Genomic DNA, 16,829 nt, shown 5'->3' with positions numbered 1-16,829 from the left:
GGTGCCCGTGCCAGTGGCCCCCCCCGCGGCGGCCCGGCGGCTCTAACCGCCGGGGCGCCGCCGCTTTCCCCCCGCCCCTCCCCCACCCCGCGGTGCCCGCAGAGCCCGGCGTCACCCGTGTGGCGGGTGACGCCGGCTGAGGAGAAGGACTCCTGATGAGCCTCGACCTGCACGCCACGGCGCCGCCCGAGCCCCGCCCGCCGCGCGCCCGCACCTCGCACCGCCGCGCCAGCTCGGCCACCAAGCTGGACCTGAAGTACTCGCCGTACCTGTACGTGCTGCCGTTCTTCCTGATCTTCGCGGTGTTCAGCGCGTACCCGATCGCCTACACGGTCTGGATCGCGCTGACCGACCGGTCCCCGCTGAACGCGACGATCTCGTTCGTCGGGCTGGACAACTTCGTCGAACTGATCACCGAGGACCCGCAGTTCTGGAACGCGGTGGTGAACACGTTCGGCATGTTCGTGCTCTCCACCGTGCCCCAGCTCATGCTGGCGCTCATGCTGGCCAACGCGCTGAACCGGAAGCTGCGCGCGCAGACCTTCTTCCGGATGGCCATCGCGATGCCGATCATCACCTCCACCGCGGTGGTCGCGCTGATCTTCTCGATGATCTACGCCAAGGACTTCGGCCTGGTCAACTGGCTGCTCGACAGCGTCGGCCTGGACCCGATCGACTGGCGGGCGAACCGCTTCGCCTCCTGGTTCGCCATCTCCACCATGGTCGACTGGCGCTGGGTCGGCTACAACGCGCTGATCTACCTGGCCGCCATGCAGTCGATCAGCAAGGACATGTACGAGGCCGCGGCGCTGGACGGCGCCTCCCGGCGACGCCAGTTCTGGTCGATCACCGTCCCGCAGCTACGCCCCACGATCATCTTCACGCTGATCATCTCGACCATCGGCGGCCTCCAGCTCTTCACCGAGCCGCTGCTGTTCACCAGCGGCTCCGGTGGCCTCTCCGGCGGCTCCGAGGGCCAGTTCCAGACCATCACGATGTACCTGCTCGACGTGATGAACCAGCGCTTCCGGTGGGGCTACGCCGGGGCGGTCGCGCTCGTGCTCTTCGTGCTCATCGCGTTGATGTCGACGGTCAACTACCTGCTGGCCCGACGCATCAGCTCCGACAAGTGAAGGTGACGAGATGACGACCACCACGCTTCGTCCGCCCACCCGGCCGACCGCGCCGGCCAGGGCCACCCACCAGGCCGAGCGGCTCTGGAAGGCCAGCCCGCTGACCTGGTTCGGGCTGGTCCTCGGGGTGATCCTGTCGCTGTTCCCGTTCTACTGGATGATCGTGATCGCCTCGCGGACCAACGATGCGGCCAACTCCTGGCCGCCGCCGTTCCTGCCCGGCGGCAAGCTCGGCGAGAACATCGAACGGGTGCTGGCCAACGGCGACGCCAACGTCGTCAAGGGCCTGATGAACTCGTTCCTGGTCTCCGGGACGATCACCGTCGCCACGGTGTTCTTCGGCTCGCTCGCCGGCTTCGCGTTCGCCAAGCTCCGGTTCCGGGGCAAGAACGCGCTGCTGCTGATCATCCTCGCCTCGATGATGGTGCCGATCCAGCTCGGCGTGCTCCCGCTCTACATCCTGATGGCGAAGCTCGACTGGCTGAACACCATGCCGTCGGTCACCGTGCCGTTCCTCATCGGCGGCTTCGGGATCTTCATGATGCGCCAGTACGCCGAGCAGGCGGTACCGAACGAGCTGATCGAGGCCGCCCGGGTGGACGGCTGTTCCACCTGGAAGGTCTACTGGCACGTGGTGATGCCCGCGCTGCGTCCCGCCGCCGCGGTGCTGGGCCTGCTGACCTTCATGGAACAGTGGAACCAGTTCTTCTGGCCGTTCGTGGTGCTGGCCGACCCGTCCAACCCGACGGTCCAGATCTCGCTGCGCAGCCTGAACACCGCCTACTTCGCCGACAACTCGCAGATCTTCGCCGGTACGTTGATCGCGACCCTGCCCCTGTTCATCGTGTTCGTTCTGTTCGGCCGCCAGATCATCGGCGGCATCATGGAAGGCGCCGTCAAGTCGTGAGCAACCCAGCCAGCCCGCCCGCCGTCGGCGTCCTCGACGAGGGCCCGGCCGTGACCTTCCCGCCCGGCTTCCTCTGGGGCGCGGCGACCGCCGCGTACCAGATCGAGGGCGCCTCGGCGGAGGGTGGCCGCACGCCGTCGATCTGGGACACCTTCAGCCACACCGAGGGTCGGACGGTGGCCGGGCACACCGGCGACGTGGCCTGCGACCACTACCACCGGATGCCGGACGACGTGCGGCTGATGGCCGACCTGGGGCTGCGGTCCTACCGGTTCTCCATCTCCTGGCCCCGGGTGCAGCCGGGTGGCTCCGGCGCGGCCAACCAGGAGGGGTTGGACTTCTACCGCCGCCTGGTCGACGAGCTGCTCGGTCACGGCATCGAGCCGTGGGTGACGCTCTACCACTGGGACCTGCCCCAGCCGCTGGAGGACGCCGGCGGCTGGCCGGCCCGCGACACCGCCGGCCGGTTCGCCGAGTACGCGCAGCTCATCGCCGACGAGCTCGGCGACCGGGTGAAATACTTCACCACCCTGAACGAGCCGTGGTGCTCGGCGTTCCTCGGCTACGGCTCGGGCGTGCACGCGCCGGGCCGGTCGGACGGCGCGGACGCGGTCCGGGCCGGGCACCACCTGATGCTCGGGCACGGCCTGGCCGTGCAGGCGGTGCGGGCGTCCCGCCCGCAGGCGGAGCTGGGCATCACGGTGAACCTCTACCCGGTCACCCCGGCCACCGGCTCGGCGGCCGACGCGGACGCGGCCCGCCGGATCGACGCGCTGGCCAACCGCTTCTTCCTCGACCCGGTGCTGCGTGGCGAGTACCCGGCGGACCTGGTCGCCGACCTGCGCGGCGTGACCGACCTCGGGCACGTCCGCGACGGCGACCTGAAGACCATCTCCACGCCGCTGGACATGGTCGGGGTCAACTACTACAGCCGGCACGTGGTCGCCGCGCCGGTCGAGGGCGGCGAGCCGGAGCCCTACTGGCGGGCGCCGTCCTGCTGGCCGGGCAGCGAGGACGTGCGGTTCGTCACCCGGGGCGTCCCGGTGACCGACATGGACTGGGAGATCGACGCTCCCGGCCTGACCGAGACGCTGGAGCGGGTCCACCGGGAATACACCGACCTGCCGCTCTACGTCACCGAGAACGGCTCGGCGTTCGTCGACGAGCTGGTCGACGGCCGGGTCGACGACCCGGACCGGCTGGGCTACTTCGCCGCGCACCTGCGCGCGGCGCACGCCGCGATCGAGGCCGGGGTGCCGCTGAAGGGCTACTTCGCCTGGTCACTGATGGACAACTTCGAGTGGGCCTGGGGCTACACGAAGCGGTTCGGCATGGTCTATGTCGACTACGACACTCAGGCCCGGATCGCGAAGTCCAGCGCCAGGTGGTACGCCGACGTGATCCGACGCAACGGCCTGGCCGCACAATAAGCTGGGCCAGCCAGTAACGGGCGGCCCCGGCACCGGAGCCTCAACCGGTGCCGGGCCCGCCCGCCCGTCGGAGGAGCACAGACGATGACAACGCAGCGCACCCGCTCGCTCGGGCGCCCGACCCTCGACGCGGTCGCGGCCCGCGCCGGCGTCGGGCGCGGCACGGTCTCCCGCGTGGTCAACGGCTCGCCGCAGGTCAGTCCGGAGGCCCGGGCCGCCGTCCAGCAGGCCATCGCCGAGCTGGGGTACGTGCCCAACCGGGCCGCCCGGGCGCTGGTCACCCAGCGCACCGACTCGGTGGCCCTGGTGGTCTCCGAGTCGGGGGAGCGGGTCTTCACCGAGCCGTTCTTCGCGGCGATCGTCCGCGGCGTCAGCTCCGGGCTGCTGGAGACGCCGATGCAGCTCTGGCTGGCCATGGTGCAGTCGCCGATCGAGCGGGAGCGGGTCGAGCACCACCTGACCAACCAGCACGTGGACGGCGTGCTGCTGCTCTCCCTGCACGACTCCGACCCGCTGCCCACGCTGCTGGAGGAGCGCGGCCTGCCCGCGGTGCTCGGTGGCCGGCCGGCCCGGATGCTGCACCCGAACGCCCAGCCGGCGTGGTTCGTCGACGTGGACAACGTGGGCGGCGCCCGGCGGGCGGTGGAGCACCTGTTCGTCCAGGGGCGGCGGCGGGTCGCCACCATCGCCGGCCCGCAGGACATGGGCGCGGGCCTGGCCCGGCTCTCCGGCTACCGGGAGGCGGTGCGGGCCGCCGGCAACGCGGTCGAGTCGGGCCTGATCGCGTACGGGGACTTCAGCGAGGGCAGCGGCACCGCGGCGATGCGCCGGCTGCTGGACGCCTGCCCGGACCTGGACGCCGTCTTCGTCGCCTCCGACCTGATGGCCTTCGGCGCGTTGCGCGCGCTGCGCGAAGCCGGCCGCCGGGTGCCGGAGGACGTCGCGGTGATCGGCTTCGACGACGCCCCGATCGCCCGCCAGGCAGAGCCGCCGCTGACCACCGTGTTCCAGCCGGTGGAGGAGATGGGCCGGCAGATGGCCCGCCTGCTGGTCTCGCGCATCCGCGGCGACGAGGTGCCCTCGCCGCACGTGCTACTGGACACCGAGCTGATCCGCCGCGCCTCGGCCTGAGCCGCCGGACCGGTCAGGACCAGCGGCGCAGCTCCCGCCGGGCCAGCGACGCCCGGTGCACCTCGTCCGGTCCGTCGGCGAGGCGCAGCGTGCGGGCCTGGGCCCAGAGCGCGGCGAGCGGGGTGTCCTGGCTGACGCCGGCCCCGCCGTACGCCTGGATCGCCTTGTCGATCACCCACTCGGCCATCGCCGGCGTGGCGATCTTGATGGCCTGGATCTCGGTGTGCGCGCCCTTGTTGCCGACGGTGTCCATCAGCCACGCGGTCTTGAGCACCAGCAGCCGGGCCTGCTCGATCCGGACCCGGGACTCGGCGATCCACTCCCGCACCACGCCCTGCTCGGCGAGCGGGCGGCCGAACGCGACCCGGTCGAGGGCACGCCGGCAGAGCAGCTCCAACGCCCGCTCGGCCATGCCGACCAGCCGCATGCAGTGGTGGATCCGGCCCGGGCCGAGCCTTGCCTGGGCGATGGCGAAGCCGGTGCCCTCGGCGCCGACCAGGTTCTCCGCCGGCACCCGGACGCCCGAGAAGTCGATCTCGGCGTGCCCGCCGTGCGGGGCGTCGGAGTAGCCGAAGACGGTCATCCCGCGCCGTACCGTCACGCCCGGGGTGTCCCGGGGGACCAGGATCATGCTCTGCTGGCGGTGCCGGTCGGCGTCCGGGTCGGTCTTGCCCATCACGATGAAGATCTCGCAGCGCGGGTCCATCGCGCCGGACGACCACCACTTGCGGCCGTCGACGACGTAGTGGTCGCCGTCGCGGGTGATCCGGGTGGCGATGTTCGTCGCGTCCGAGGAGGCGACCTCCGGCTCGGTCATGCAGAACGCGGAGCGGATGTCGCCGGCGAGCAGCGGCGCGAGCCAGCGGTCCCGCTGCGCGTCGGAGCCGAACTCGGCCAGCAGCTCCATGTTGCCGGTGTCCGGCGCGGCGCAGTTCAGCGCCTCCGGGGCGAGGTGCGGGCTGCGCCCGGTCAGCTCGGCCAGCGGCGCGTACTGGAGGTTGGTCAGGCCGGCGCCGTAGCGCGCGTCCGGCAGGAACAGGTTCCACAGGCCGCGGGCCCGGGCCTCGGCCTTCAACTCGTCCATCACCGGCGGGCGGGCCCACGGGTCACCGGCGGCCAGCACCTGCTCGTGGTGCACCGGCTCGGCCGGGAGCACGCACTCGGTGAGGAACGCCTCCAGCCGCTGCCGCAGCTCGACCGTCCGGTCGTCGTACGCGAACTCCATCTATCTCTCCCTCACCGCGTGCAGACCGTGCGCGACAAGCGGCGCCACCATCTCGCCGATCCGGTCGAAGCCCTCGCCCAACGTCTGCCCGAGGGTGTGGCGGTAGTGGATGCCCTCGCAGATCACCGCCAGCTTGAAGCAGCCGAGCGCCACGTGCCAGTGCAGCGGGCCGACGTCCACGTCGCTGCGCCCGGCGTAGCGGTCGATCAGCTCGGCCCCGGTGGGGAAGCCGGCGCGGGGGCCGATGCCGTCGGCCACCGGGTTGCCCTCGGCGTGCTCGCTGTCGCCCAGCACGTCCCAGTAGGTGAGCAGCAGGCCGAGGTCGGCGAGCGGGTCGCCGAGCGTGGCCATCTCCCAGTCGAGCACGGCCCGCACCGCCACCGGGTCGACGGCGGCGAGCAGGTTGTCGAGCCGGTAGTCGCCGTGCACGATCCGGCCCGCGTTCGCCCCCTCCGGCACGCTGCCGGCGAGCGCGTCGCGCAGCTCGTCGACGCCGGGCAGCGGGCGGCTGCGGGAGCGGTCGAGCTGGCCGGCCCAGCGGCGGACCTGCCGGGCCAGGTAGCCGTCCGGGCGACCGAAGTCGGCGAGCCCGACCTCGGCGGGCTCCACCCGGTGCAGCGTGGCGAGCGTGTCCATCATCGCCAGGGCGAGGTCGCGCCGCTGCTCGGCGGTGAGCGCGTCGGTCTGCGCCCGCCGTCGGTAGACCTCGCCGTCGACCTTGGCCATCAGGTAGAACGGCGCGCCGATCACGCTGTCGTCGGCGCAGAGCAGCAGCGCCTCCGGGACCGGCACGCCGGTCGGGGCCAGCGCCGAGATCACCCGGTGTTCCCGGGCCATGTCGTGCGCGGTGGCCAGCACGTGCCCGAGCGGGGGCCGGCGCAGCACCACCTCGCGGTCGCCGGCGCGCAGCAGGTAGGTCAGGTTGGACTTGCCGCCGGCGATCAGCCGCGCGGACAGCGGCCCGGCCAGCTCCGGCCGGTGCGTCGCCAGGTGAGCGGCGAGCCGGTCGAGGTCGAGCCCGCGGGGGGCCGGACCGGTCGGGGGCCGGGCGGCGTCGACGGCCGGATCGGTCATCCGGATAGTTGATGGCAGCTCAGCTTTGTTGTCAAGGTCGGATTTTCCCGGCGGGACATGGCGCGGCAACGGGGACGAAATGGTCAGCCGGCAGGCTGGGCCCCAGCCTGCCGGCCGTCGCCGGCCCGCCGAGCGGAGGGGATCAGACATGTTGCTGAGAGTTCGGGTGACCCTGCCGGACCGACCGGGCACGCTCGGCCAGGTGGCCCGGACACTCGGCGTCTCCGGCGCCGACATCGTCCAGGTGGTGGTGCTGGAGCGGCTCGGCGGCCGGGCGGTGGACGACTTCACCGTGGTCTGGCCCGGCGCGGCGCGGGTGGAGCGACTGCTCGCCGGTCTGGCCGCGATCCCCGGCGTCCGGGTGGACGGGGTGTGGCGGGCGATCGGCGCGCCGACCACCACCGGCCAGGACGCGGAACTGCTCGCCCAGGTGGCGGCGAACCCGACCGACGGGGTGGCCACGCTCGTCGACGCGGTGCCGGGGCTGCTCGCCGCCGACTGGGCGGTGGCCGCGATGGTCCCGCTCGACTGGGCCTCACGCAGCGGTGAATGCGGCTCGGCCACCGTGGGGCACGCGAGCTGGCGGGCGCCGGCGCCGCCCCGGCTGCCCGAGGTGACGCCGCTGCGGGCCCGTGCGATGACCAGCCCGGACGGGCACCACTACGCGGTGGCGCCGTTCGGCCGGGCCGGCCTGGTGCTGGTGGTCTCCCGCGACCACAGCGAGCCGCTCTCCGCCGCCGCGTTCCACTCCACCGAGGTGGACCGGCTCGCCCAGTTGGTCCGCGCCAGCGCGGTGATCCTCGGCGACCGGCTCGACCTGGTGGGCGCGCCGCCGGTGACCACGATCACCTGAGCCGACGGCGGCCCGTCACCGGGGGGCAACGGGCGCGCAACAGCCGACCGGCATGGTCGGTGGTGAGGAAGGGAGACAACCATGACGCTGTGGCGGATCCGGGCCACCGTGGACGACCGACCGGGCTACCTGTCGGTGCTCACGGCGAGCCTCGCGTTGCGCGGGGTCAACATCCTCACCGTGCAGGTGCACACCACCGAGGTCGGTGCGGTCGACGACTTCCTGGTCGACGCCCCGGAGCAGGTCACCGAGGCCGAGCTGCGGGCGGCGGTGGAGCGGGGCCGGGGCCGGGACTGCTGGGTGGCGCGCAGCGAGGCGCGCGGGCTGGCCGACGAGCCGACCCGGGTGCTCGGGCTGGCCGCCCGGCTGGTCCGCGACCCGGAGGCGGCCGGCGCGACGCTGCGGACGCTGCTCGGCGCCGACACGGTGACCTGGCGGCCCACGTCCGCCGCCGAGCCGGGTGGCGTGGGCGGCACCACCATGCTGCTCGCCGATCCGGCGGGCGGCGCCTACGAGCTGCGCCGCCGGGAGCCGAGCTTCACCCCGGCCGAGTACGCCCGGGCGCAGGCACTTGTCGAACTGGCGGCGACACTGGGGCGCCGGGACGTCGACCGGGAGACCCTGGTGCTGCCGGACGGCGCCGAGGTGTCCGTGCGGCAGGCCACCGCCGACGACGTGCCGGCCGTACGCGAGCTGCACGCCTGCTGTTCGGCGCGGAGCCGGCAGCGGCGTTACCTGAGCGGGGCGGCGGACCCGTCGCCGGCCCGGCTGCGCCGGCTCCTGGAGCCGGCCCGGGGGACGACGCTGCTCGTCACCACCGGCTCCGGCGGGGCGGCGGAGCCGGTGGTGGCGATGGCCAACCTGCTCGGCGAGGGCGACGAGGCCGAGGCGGCGCTGCTGGTCCGCGACGACTGGCAGCGTCGGGGTCTCGGCTCGGCGCTGCTGCGCCGCCTGGTCGGCCACGCCGACCGGGCCGGCTACGCCGCGGTGCTGCTGCACGTGCAGGCCGAGAACACGCCGATGCTGCGGACGCTGCGCCGGCTGGACCGGCCGGCGACCGTGGAGCGCGACGGCGCCCTGCTGACCGCGACCGTGCCGCTGGCGCCTGTTCCGGCGTCCCCGGCCGGTCACGTCGCGGGGCCGGCGCCGGCCGGTCAGGGCTTGCCGAGCCAGCGGTCGGGTCCGATCTGATCTCACGGCCGTCCGGCCGGGCCCCCGGGGCGAGCCGCAACGGCGCGGCACGTCGCGGGACCGGGCGGAGGGTCGCAACCGGCGCCTCCCGGCGCCACCCTGACCGACCTCCGATGCGGGGGACGGTGACACGAACGGGGCCTCCGGTGCGGGGGCCCCGTTTGTGTACCCGGGCGGGAGGTGGACGACGGTTCGTCCGCCGCCACCCGCCCGCCCGCCGGATGCCGGTCGCCCGACACGGGAGAGCGCCCCGGGCCGCACGGGTCCGGGCTCCCTTGTGGCCGATCAGGTCAGCCGCGCGCGGCGACCTGGGCGACGAACGCCTGCCGGCACGCCGGTTCGACGGCGGGCGTCGGCTCCTTCGAGTCCCGCACGCTACAACGCCGGGAAGGCGAGGGCTCCGATGGGCGATGAGCGGCAGGACGGTGAGATGATCATGAAGTTAGCGGCATCAAGGGAGATCGACATCGCCGTCAACTTCATGATCAACCGCTCGACTTGGAAGTGCGGCGGGCTTGAGTTGTGGGCTTCGTCGATCCTGGACTTGTGGGGCCGGAAGAATATCGATTCGCGTGAATCGGAGGTGCTGCAAGTCCCGGATCGGCAAAGGTTCACCCTGGGCCGCACGGTTCCGGGGCGCTCTCCGGGGTCGGGTGGGGTCAGCCGTGCGCGGCGACCTGGGCGACGAACGCCCGCCATGACGCCGGCTCGAAGGCGAGCGCCGGGCCGGTCGGGTCCTTCGAGTCCCGCACGCCGACGACGCCGGGAAGGTTGTCGGCAACCTCCACGCAGGCCCCGCCGTTGGTGGACGAGCGGGACGACTTCCGCCAATGAGCACCCGTCATGTGGTCCATGTCTTCGCCGCTTCCTTGAGTATGTCGAGTGTCTGCCCGAGCGGGAGGGCTTCGCCCCGGACCACGTCCCACGACAATCCCAGGCTAGCAACCGGGTCCGGCTGCCCTGCGATCTGCGCTGCCAACTGGTTGTCGACGTAGCCGGCACGTGATCCGTCGGGTAGGTCAGCCAGGATGAACGCTCCGGCCAGCCCGGAATAAATGCCAGCGGACAGCGGCACGATACGCAACTGAATATGGGGCTGCTCCGCGCAGGTCATCAGGTGCTCGACCTGCTCGGCCATCACATCAGGCCCACCGCAGGCCCGGCGGACGACCATCTCGTCCAGCACCACGAAGAGCCGTGGGGCTGGCACGCGGTCGAGGACTGCCTGTCGCTCCAACCTTGCCGCCACGCGCTGGTCAAGTTCCGGCAGCGGCACTTGCGCCGCGCGGAATGTCGCCTGCGCGTACGCCTCGGTCTGAAGGAGGCCGGGCACGAAGGCGTGTTCGTACCAGCGAAACGCCGTCGCTTCGCGTTCGATCTCGATCCACTCGCGGAGCCATACCGGCGCAGCATCGCCCTTGACCAGTTCTTCCCAGAGCGTCGCGAAGTACCCACCCGTAGCCAGCGCCTTATCTACGGCGGCAAGAAACGGCAATGTCGGCGGCTTCGTTCCTGTCTCGATCGCGCTCACCTGAGAGTCCGAGCAGAAGACCCGCTCGCCAAGTTGGGCTCGGGTTAGCCCGGCGGCCGTGCGCCGACGCCGTAGCTCGCGAACAAGGTACTCGGACGGCGAGATTCCCACGACTTCCACGCCCTTCCACAATGCTCCACACACTTCTTGGGGAACCCGCGTCCGCCCCCCACACTCCGCAATCAGGCAATCACTGTTCCGAGCGTAAGGGGCGTTCGTCCAGGGTGGGGGGACAGACGGCGCGGCCGGCAGGGACCACCCGAGACCCGGCGGCCGTGTCGGTCAGGGGACCGCCTCGTCAGGCAGGCACCAGCGCGGGGCGGTTCCCCTCCCATTTCCACGCGAGAGGAGGGCGTGTCCGTGCCCGAGGAGAAGCCGATTCCCGACGACGCCCGTCCCGCGACCGGGCGACGGCCGAAGACCGCTCCGTGCCGCCGCCGGCCGGAGGCGCCCGCGCTGCGTGCCGGCGACGTCCTGCACCTGACCCGGGAGGCGTCGCCGCAGTTCGCCCGCCCGATCAGGGTCCGGCTGATCCGGGTGCTGGACTGGACGACGTACGACGGTTGGTGGTGGGCCGACGTCTACCAGCTCGGCCCGGACGGCAACGCGACCGCCCGCCGGTCCGTGTTCCTGCGGCGGAGCGGGGTGCGGGTGCTGACCCCGCCGCCGGTGTCGCAGCGCCGCCCGCGCGTCGGCGCTCTCGTGTGATGGCCCGCCGCCCCGGCCCCGCCGACCACGTCCCGTCGCGGCCCACCTGGCGCTGCCGCGCGTGCGGGGTGGCCTGGCCGTGCTCGACCGCGAAGCTGACCCTCCTCGCGCGCTACCGCGAGCGGAAGGCCGAGCTGAGGGCGTACCTCCTGATCCTGCACGAGACGGCGGCCGGGGAACTGACCGAGCTGGACGGCGGCCGGCGTCCGGCGGACCTCGAGGACCGCTTCACCGCCTGGGCCGAGCCTCGCGGCTGACCCGCCCGACCGACGCGCCCCGGCGGCCGAGCGGATGTGCGTCGCCGCCAACCCCGGCTGCTGAACCATGCCGCGTGTTAAGAAGGGGCCCCTCTTCTACGCGAGGCGTTAACAGGGGGCCCCTCCTTACACCGATCAGGTGCTTGGGTAGCTGCTGTGGTCGGGGAAGTTGCCGTAGAGCCGGTCGTCGCCGCCGACGGTGACGGCCTGCACCAGCAGGTCCCCGCCGACGAAGGCGCCCTTCCAGGAGGCGCCCCGGCCGCCGAACGGCTCGTCCCGGTCGCCCCGGGAGCGGGGCTTGTTGATGCCCACCTTGAACGCCTGGAGGTCCACCGCCAGCTTGCCGGCCAGCTCCTCGTCGTCACAGGCCAGCGACGCGACGAGCGCGCCGTTGGAGGCGTTCATCGCGGCCAGCAGCTCGTCGGTGGTGTCCACCACGACGATGGTGTCCACCGGGCCGAACGGTTCGGCGTGCATCAGGCGGGACCGGCCGGGCGGGGCGAGCAGCACGGCCGGGGCGACGTACGCGGAGGTGTCCTGCCCGTCCAGGAACGGCGCCCCGTCGAGCTTGCCCCGGTGCAGCGGCACGGCGCCGCCACGGACCGCCTCGTCCACCTTGCGCCGCAGCTCGTCGGCCTTGGCGGCGCTGATGAGCGGGCCGAAGTCCAGCTCGGGCAGCGGGTCGCCGGCGGCCCAGTCGTCGCCGACCGCGAGCGGGTGGCCGAACCGGATCGAGCGGACGACCGGCAGGTACATGTCGAGGAACTCGTCGACCAGGTCCCGCTGCACCACGAACCGGGGGTACGCGGTGCAGCGCTGCTTGCCGTACTCGAAGCCCTTGCGCAGGTGCGCGGCGAGCGTGTCCCACTGGGAGAAGTCCCAGACGCCCCAGGCGTTGAGCCCTTCCTGCTCGATGAAGTGCCGCTTGTCGGAGTCGAGCAGCGCGGCGGCGACCTTGCCGCCGTTGGAGCGCCCGCCGACGAACGCCACCGCGCCGATCTCCGGCGCGCGGACCAGCACCTCGGACAGCTCCTCGCCGCTGCCGGAGAGCAGCGTGGCGGGCAGCCCGGCGCGGCGCATCAGCGCGTGCGCGACGGTGAGGCAGACCGCGCCGCCCTGCGACGGGGTCTTGGCGATGACCGCGTTGCCGGCCAGCAACTGCACCAGTTCGGCGTGCACCAGCACGCTCATCGGGTAGTTCCAGGAGGCGATGTTGCTGACCGGGCCGGGCAGCGGCTCGCGGCCACCGCCGAGCATCCGCTCGATCTCCCCGACATACCAGCGCACGCCGTCGAGCGCCCGGTCCACGTCGGCGCAGGCGAGCCGCCACGGCTTGCCGATCTCCCAGACCAGCAGCAGGGCGAGCAGGTCGCGGTGGGCGGTGAGCGCGTCGAGCGCCTCGACGACGCGGGCGGTCCGGTCGGCGAGCGGGGTGCGGGCCCAGTCGCGGTGCGCGGACGCGGCGTGGGCGACCGCGGCGCGTGCCGCGTCGGCGTCGAGCCGGGCCAGGTTCACCAGGACGGTGTTGTCGACAGGGGTGCGGACCGCGGTGGGCGTGCCGGTCGCCCGCCACTGCCCCTCGACGAGGTTGTGCAGCGTGGCGGTGCCGTCGTCGGCGGTGGTGATGGCCTCCGGGGCGGCGGTCACCGCCCGGTTCAGGGTGTCGGACCAAAAGGTGCCGTCGGCGAGTCTGAGAGCCATCGCGATCTCCTCAGGGTTGTCCGGGGAGCGGCGGCGTCGATGACGCCGCTGGATGTGGCGACTGTCCCGTGCCGGTCGCGCGGCGGGCAACAGTGCATAGATGTGATCTAAGTTACCGGCGAGTATCGCGCGGCGTGGTGCGGCGGTCGTCTTCCCAACGGGCGGGCGCGAGATTACATTGTCAACCATCCATGGGAGCGCTCCCGCGCCCCCGCGGTCCACCCCACCACCACCGCCGCACGGCGGCCCGACCGGCACCGTCCGACGCCGATCGCGCCGCCGTGCGGCAGCCCATCCTCCACAGGAGCTCGCCATGCCCCGACCGATCCCGCCGCCGCGCGGTCGCCCGTCCCGCCGGCTGCTCGCCGCCGGCGCCGCGCTGGTGGCCGCGCTGGCCACCGCCGTGCCGCTCCCGGCCGCCGCCGCGCCGGCCGCCGCCGCGCCGGCCGCCGCCGCGCCGGCCGCCGCCGCGCCGGCCGCCGCCCCGGCCGGGGCGCAGGCCGCGCCCGCGTTCAACTACGCCGAGGCGTTGCAGAAGTCGCTGTTCTTCTACGAGGCGCAGCAGTCCGGCCGCAAGCCCGCCTGGAACCGGGTCTCCTGGCGCGGCGACTCCGCGCTCACCGACGGCGCTGACGTCGGCGTCGACCTCACCGGCGGCTGGTACGACGCCGGCGACCACGTGAAGTTCGGCTTCCCGATGGCGTTCAGCACCACCATGCTGGCCTGGGGCGCGGTCGAGTACCGCGACGGCTACGTCGCCTCCGGCCAGCTCAGCTACCTGCTCGACAACCTGCGCTTCGTCAACGACTACTTCGTCAAGGCGCACCCGGCGCCGAACGTCCTCTACGGACAGGTCGGCAAGGGCGACGACGACCACAAGTGGTGGGGGCCGGCCGAGGTGCTGCCGATGGCACGACCCGCGTACAAGATCGATGCGAGCTGTGGCGGCGCGGACCTGGCCGGCGAGACGGCGGCCGCGATGGCCGCGTCGTCGATGGTGTTCCGGCCGACCGACGCCGCCTACGCGGACAAGCTGCTCGGCCACGCCAAGCAGCTCTACACGTTCGCCGACACGGTGCGGAAGGCCTACAGCGAGTGCATCACCGACGCGGCCTCGTTCTACAAGTCGTGGAGCGGCTACCAGGACGAGCTGGTCTGGGGCGCGATCTGGCTCTACCGGGCCACCGGTGACGCGACCTACCTGGCCAAGGCGGAGAGCGAGTACGACAAGCTCGGCACCGAGCCGCAGTCCACCACCCGCTCCTACAAGTGGACGCTCGCCTGGGACAACAAGCAGTTCGGCGCGTACGTGCTGCTGGCCAACCTGACCGGCAAGCAGAAGTACGTGGACGACGCCAACCGGTGGCTGGACTACTGGACCGTGGGCGTGAACGGGCAGCGGGTGCCGTACTCGCCCGGCGGGATGGCGGTGCTCGACTCCTGGGGCGCGCTGCGCTACGCGGCGAACACCTCGTTCGCCGCGCTGGTCTACAGCGACAAGACCGCCGACGCGACCCGTAAGGCCCGCTACCACGACTTCGCGGTCCGGCAGGTCAACTACGCGCTCGGCGACAACCCGCGCAACTCCAGCTACATGATCGGGTTCGGCAACAACGCGCCGAAGAACCCGCACCACCGCACCGCGCACGGCTCCTGGTGGGACAGCCAGACCGTGCCGGTCGAGACCCGGCACGTGCTCTACGGCGCGCTCGTCGGCGGCCCGTCGTCGGCCAACGACGCCTACACCGACAGCCGGTCGGACTACGTGATGAACGAGGTGGCCACCGACTACAACGCCGGCTTCACCTCCGCGCTGGCCCGGCTGACCAACGAGTACGGCGGCAGCCCGCGCGCCGGCTTCCCGACCGCCGAGACGCCGGACCTGGACGAGCTGACCGTGGAGACCACGGTGATGCAGGCCGAGCCGCGGGCCACCGGGCTCAAGGCGATCATCTACAACAAGTCGGCCTTCCCGGCCCGGGCGCTGACCACCGGTAAGTTCCGGTACTACTTCCGGCCGGACGGCACCGGCCCGGTGACCGTCACGCCCGGCTACACCCAGGGCTGCCCGTCGCCGTCCGCCGCCAAGCAGTTCAGCGGCGACATCTGGTACGTCGAGGTCGACTGCACCGGTTACACGATCGCGCCGGCCGGGCAGTCGCAGCACCGGATGGAGGTGCAGTTCAAGATCGGCGTGACGGAGGGCGGCACCTGGGACCCGACGAACGACCCCTCCTACCAGGCGACCGCCGGGCCGAACCGCAAGGTGCCGCTCTACTCCGGCGGCGTGCGGGTCTGGGGCGACGAGCCCGGACCGGCCACCCCGGACACCACCGCGCCGACCGCTCCCGGCACCCCTGTCGCGTCCGGCGTGACGGCCACCGGCCTGACCCTGACCTGGCCCGCCTCCACCGACACCGGCGGCAGCGGCCTGGCCGGCTACGAGGTGACCCGGACCTCGACCGGAACCGACCCGGTGGTCGCCGCGGCCAGCGGCGCCACCCTCGCCGTCACCGGGCTGGCGCCCGAGCGGACGTACCAGTTCACCGTGCGCGCGCTCGACGGCGCCGGCAACCGGTCGACGGCGTCGGCGGCGCTGACCGTCACCACGCCCGCGGCCCCGGCGCCGGACACCACTCCGCCGACCGCGCCCGGCACGCCCACCGCCTCCGCGGTCGGCGCCACCGGCCTGACGCTGACCTGGGGCCCGGCCACCGACGCCGTCGGGGTCACCGGGTACCGGGTCTACCGGGGTGGGACGGTGCTGGTCGGCTCCACCGCCGGCACCACGCTCGCGGTGACCGGGCTGACCGCCGCCACCACGTACACCTTCACCGTGGTCGCGGTGGACGCGGCCGGCAACGTGTCGCCGGCCTCGCCCGGCGTCACGGTCACCACCACGACCGCCCCGGCCGGCGGCGGCTGCGCGGTGACCTGGACGACGAACAGTTGGGACACCGGGTTCACCGCGAACGTTACCGTCACCAACACCGGCACCACGGCGCTCAACGGCTGGACGCTCGTCTTCACGTTCGGCAACACCGGGCAGAAGGTCGGGCAGGCCTGGTCGGCGAACGTCACCCAGACCGGCACGACGGTGACCGCCTCGAACCTGTCCTACAACGGCTCGTTGGCGGCCGGGGCGTCGACGAGCTTCGGCTTCAACGGCACCCACACCGGCGCGAACCCGAGGCCGACCGGCTTCACCCTGAACGGGGCCGCCTGCACCGTCTCCTGACCGCCGATCGTCGGCGTGGCGTGGCCGGTCGCCCGGGTGCGGCGGCCGGCTCCGCCACGCCCTCCCGGGCCCAAAACATTTCCGAAACTTTTCCGAAACGCTTTGTTCGGGCCGAGGCTCGGTGTAAGCATCGACACAGCTAGATATTCCAACCACGACGTCCAGTCGTCCTCGCCCAGACGGCTCGGGTGTTGGCCAGCAAGGAGGCCAAGATGGCAACAAGCCCATCCGTCCCGCGCGGTGGGAGTCGGTATCGGCGGTCGCCCGCCGTCCGAGCGCTGCTCGCCGGCGCGGTCAGCGCCGTGACCGTCGCCGCGGTGGCGGTGATGATGCCGTCGGCGAACGCCGCCGCGAGCACCCTGGGCGCGGCGGCGGCGCAGTCCGGTCGGTACTTCGGCACCGCGATCGCGGCGAGCCGGCTGAACGACTCGACGTACAGCACCATCGCGG

14 protein-coding genes and 1 pseudogene are annotated in these 16,829 nt (G+C 72.7%); 10 read left to right on the top strand and 5 right to left on the bottom strand.

Annotated elements, in window-relative coordinates:
• Positions 1–155 precede the first annotated feature (155 nt).
• The 4 genes from ACIA5A_RS30325 (at position 156) to ACIA5A_RS30310 (ending at position 4,601) form a co-directional block, all read left to right on the top strand.
• Positions 156–1,133, top strand: a complete 978-nt coding sequence (locus ACIA5A_RS30325) for a carbohydrate ABC transporter permease (protein WP_181572406.1) — start codon at positions 156–158, stop codon at positions 1,131–1,133.
• A gap of 10 nt (positions 1,134–1,143) precedes the next feature.
• Complete coding sequence (locus tag ACIA5A_RS30320; RefSeq protein ID WP_181572407.1) at positions 1,144–2,040, top strand: carbohydrate ABC transporter permease; 897 nt, start codon at positions 1,144–1,146, stop codon at positions 2,038–2,040.
• Complete coding sequence (locus tag ACIA5A_RS30315) at positions 2,037–3,470, top strand: GH1 family beta-glucosidase (protein ID WP_396768105.1); 1,434 nt, start codon at positions 2,037–2,039, stop codon at positions 3,468–3,470. The genes ACIA5A_RS30320 and ACIA5A_RS30315 overlap by 4 nt, the downstream gene beginning before the upstream one ends.
• A gap of 84 nt (positions 3,471–3,554) precedes the next feature.
• Positions 3,555–4,601, top strand: a complete 1,047-nt coding sequence (locus ACIA5A_RS30310; protein ID WP_181572409.1) for a LacI family DNA-binding transcriptional regulator — start codon at positions 3,555–3,557, stop codon at positions 4,599–4,601.
• Positions 4,602–4,614: 13 nt separating this feature from the next.
• Here ACIA5A_RS30310 and ACIA5A_RS30305 read toward each other — a convergent pair whose 3' ends face one another.
• Both ACIA5A_RS30305 and ACIA5A_RS30300 read right to left on the bottom strand, forming a co-directional pair.
• Positions 4,615–5,826, bottom strand: a complete 1,212-nt coding sequence (locus ACIA5A_RS30305; protein ID WP_396768103.1) for an acyl-CoA dehydrogenase family protein — start codon at positions 5,824–5,826, stop codon at positions 4,615–4,617.
• Positions 5,827–6,900 carry a phosphotransferase family protein gene (locus tag ACIA5A_RS30300; RefSeq protein ID WP_396768101.1) on the bottom strand — a complete coding sequence of 358 codons (1,074 nt, stop codon included), beginning with the start codon at positions 6,898–6,900 and terminating at the stop codon, positions 5,827–5,829.
• A gap of 148 nt (positions 6,901–7,048) precedes the next feature.
• Here ACIA5A_RS30300 and ACIA5A_RS30295 point away from each other — a divergent pair, with 148 nt between their 5' ends.
• Both ACIA5A_RS30295 and ACIA5A_RS30290 read left to right on the top strand, forming a co-directional pair.
• Positions 7,049–7,753, top strand: a complete 705-nt coding sequence (locus ACIA5A_RS30295) for an amino acid-binding protein (protein ID WP_396768099.1) — start codon at positions 7,049–7,051, stop codon at positions 7,751–7,753.
• A gap of 81 nt (positions 7,754–7,834) precedes the next feature.
• Positions 7,835–8,944 carry a GNAT family N-acetyltransferase gene (locus tag ACIA5A_RS30290; protein WP_396768097.1) on the top strand — a complete coding sequence of 370 codons (1,110 nt, stop codon included), beginning with the start codon at positions 7,835–7,837 and terminating at the stop codon, positions 8,942–8,944.
• Positions 8,945–9,603: 659 nt separating this feature from the next.
• Here the strand turns inward: ACIA5A_RS30290 and ACIA5A_RS30285 are convergent.
• Complete coding sequence (locus ACIA5A_RS30285; RefSeq protein WP_396768095.1) at positions 9,604–9,798, bottom strand: DUF397 domain-containing protein; 195 nt, start codon at positions 9,796–9,798, stop codon at positions 9,604–9,606.
• Complete coding sequence (locus ACIA5A_RS30280; protein ID WP_396768108.1) at positions 9,786–10,586, bottom strand: helix-turn-helix transcriptional regulator; 801 nt, start codon at positions 10,584–10,586, stop codon at positions 9,786–9,788. The genes ACIA5A_RS30285 and ACIA5A_RS30280 overlap by 13 nt, the downstream gene beginning before the upstream one ends.
• 243 nt (positions 10,587–10,829) lie before the next feature.
• Between ACIA5A_RS30280 and ACIA5A_RS30275 the strand changes: the two genes are divergently transcribed.
• Complete coding sequence (locus ACIA5A_RS30275; RefSeq protein WP_396768093.1) at positions 10,830–11,183, top strand: hypothetical protein; 354 nt, start codon at positions 10,830–10,832, stop codon at positions 11,181–11,183.
• Positions 11,183–11,440, top strand: coding sequence for a flavin reductase (locus tag ACIA5A_RS30270; RefSeq protein WP_396768091.1), 258 nt, complete (start codon positions 11,183–11,185; stop codon positions 11,438–11,440). Before ACIA5A_RS30275 ends, ACIA5A_RS30270 begins: the two co-directional genes overlap by 1 nt.
• Positions 11,441–11,575: 135 nt before the next feature.
• On the opposite strand, the gene ACIA5A_RS30265 is transcribed toward ACIA5A_RS30270, so the two are convergent.
• Positions 11,576–13,141, bottom strand: a complete 1,566-nt coding sequence (locus ACIA5A_RS30265; RefSeq protein ID WP_396768089.1) for an aldehyde dehydrogenase family protein — start codon at positions 13,139–13,141, stop codon at positions 11,576–11,578.
• A 313-nt stretch (positions 13,142–13,454) separates the two neighbouring features.
• On the opposite strand from ACIA5A_RS30265, the gene ACIA5A_RS30260 reads away from it, so the two are divergent.
• On the top strand, positions 13,455–16,379 hold the full coding sequence (locus ACIA5A_RS30260) for a glycoside hydrolase family 9 protein (protein ID WP_396768087.1): 2,925 nt from the start codon (positions 13,455–13,457) through the stop codon (positions 16,377–16,379).
• Positions 16,380–16,591: 212 nt separating this feature from the next.
• A pseudogene (locus tag ACIA5A_RS30255) lies at positions 16,592–16,829 on the top strand (hypothetical protein); the annotation flags it as partial.

This window comes from Micromonospora sp. NPDC051300, from assembly GCF_044455315.1.
GTDB classification, from domain to species: domain Bacteria; phylum Actinomycetota; class Actinomycetes; order Mycobacteriales; family Micromonosporaceae; genus Micromonospora; species Micromonospora robiginosa.
Note: the sequence above shows the minus strand (reverse complement) of the source record. Positions and strands in the feature narration are given on the sequence as shown.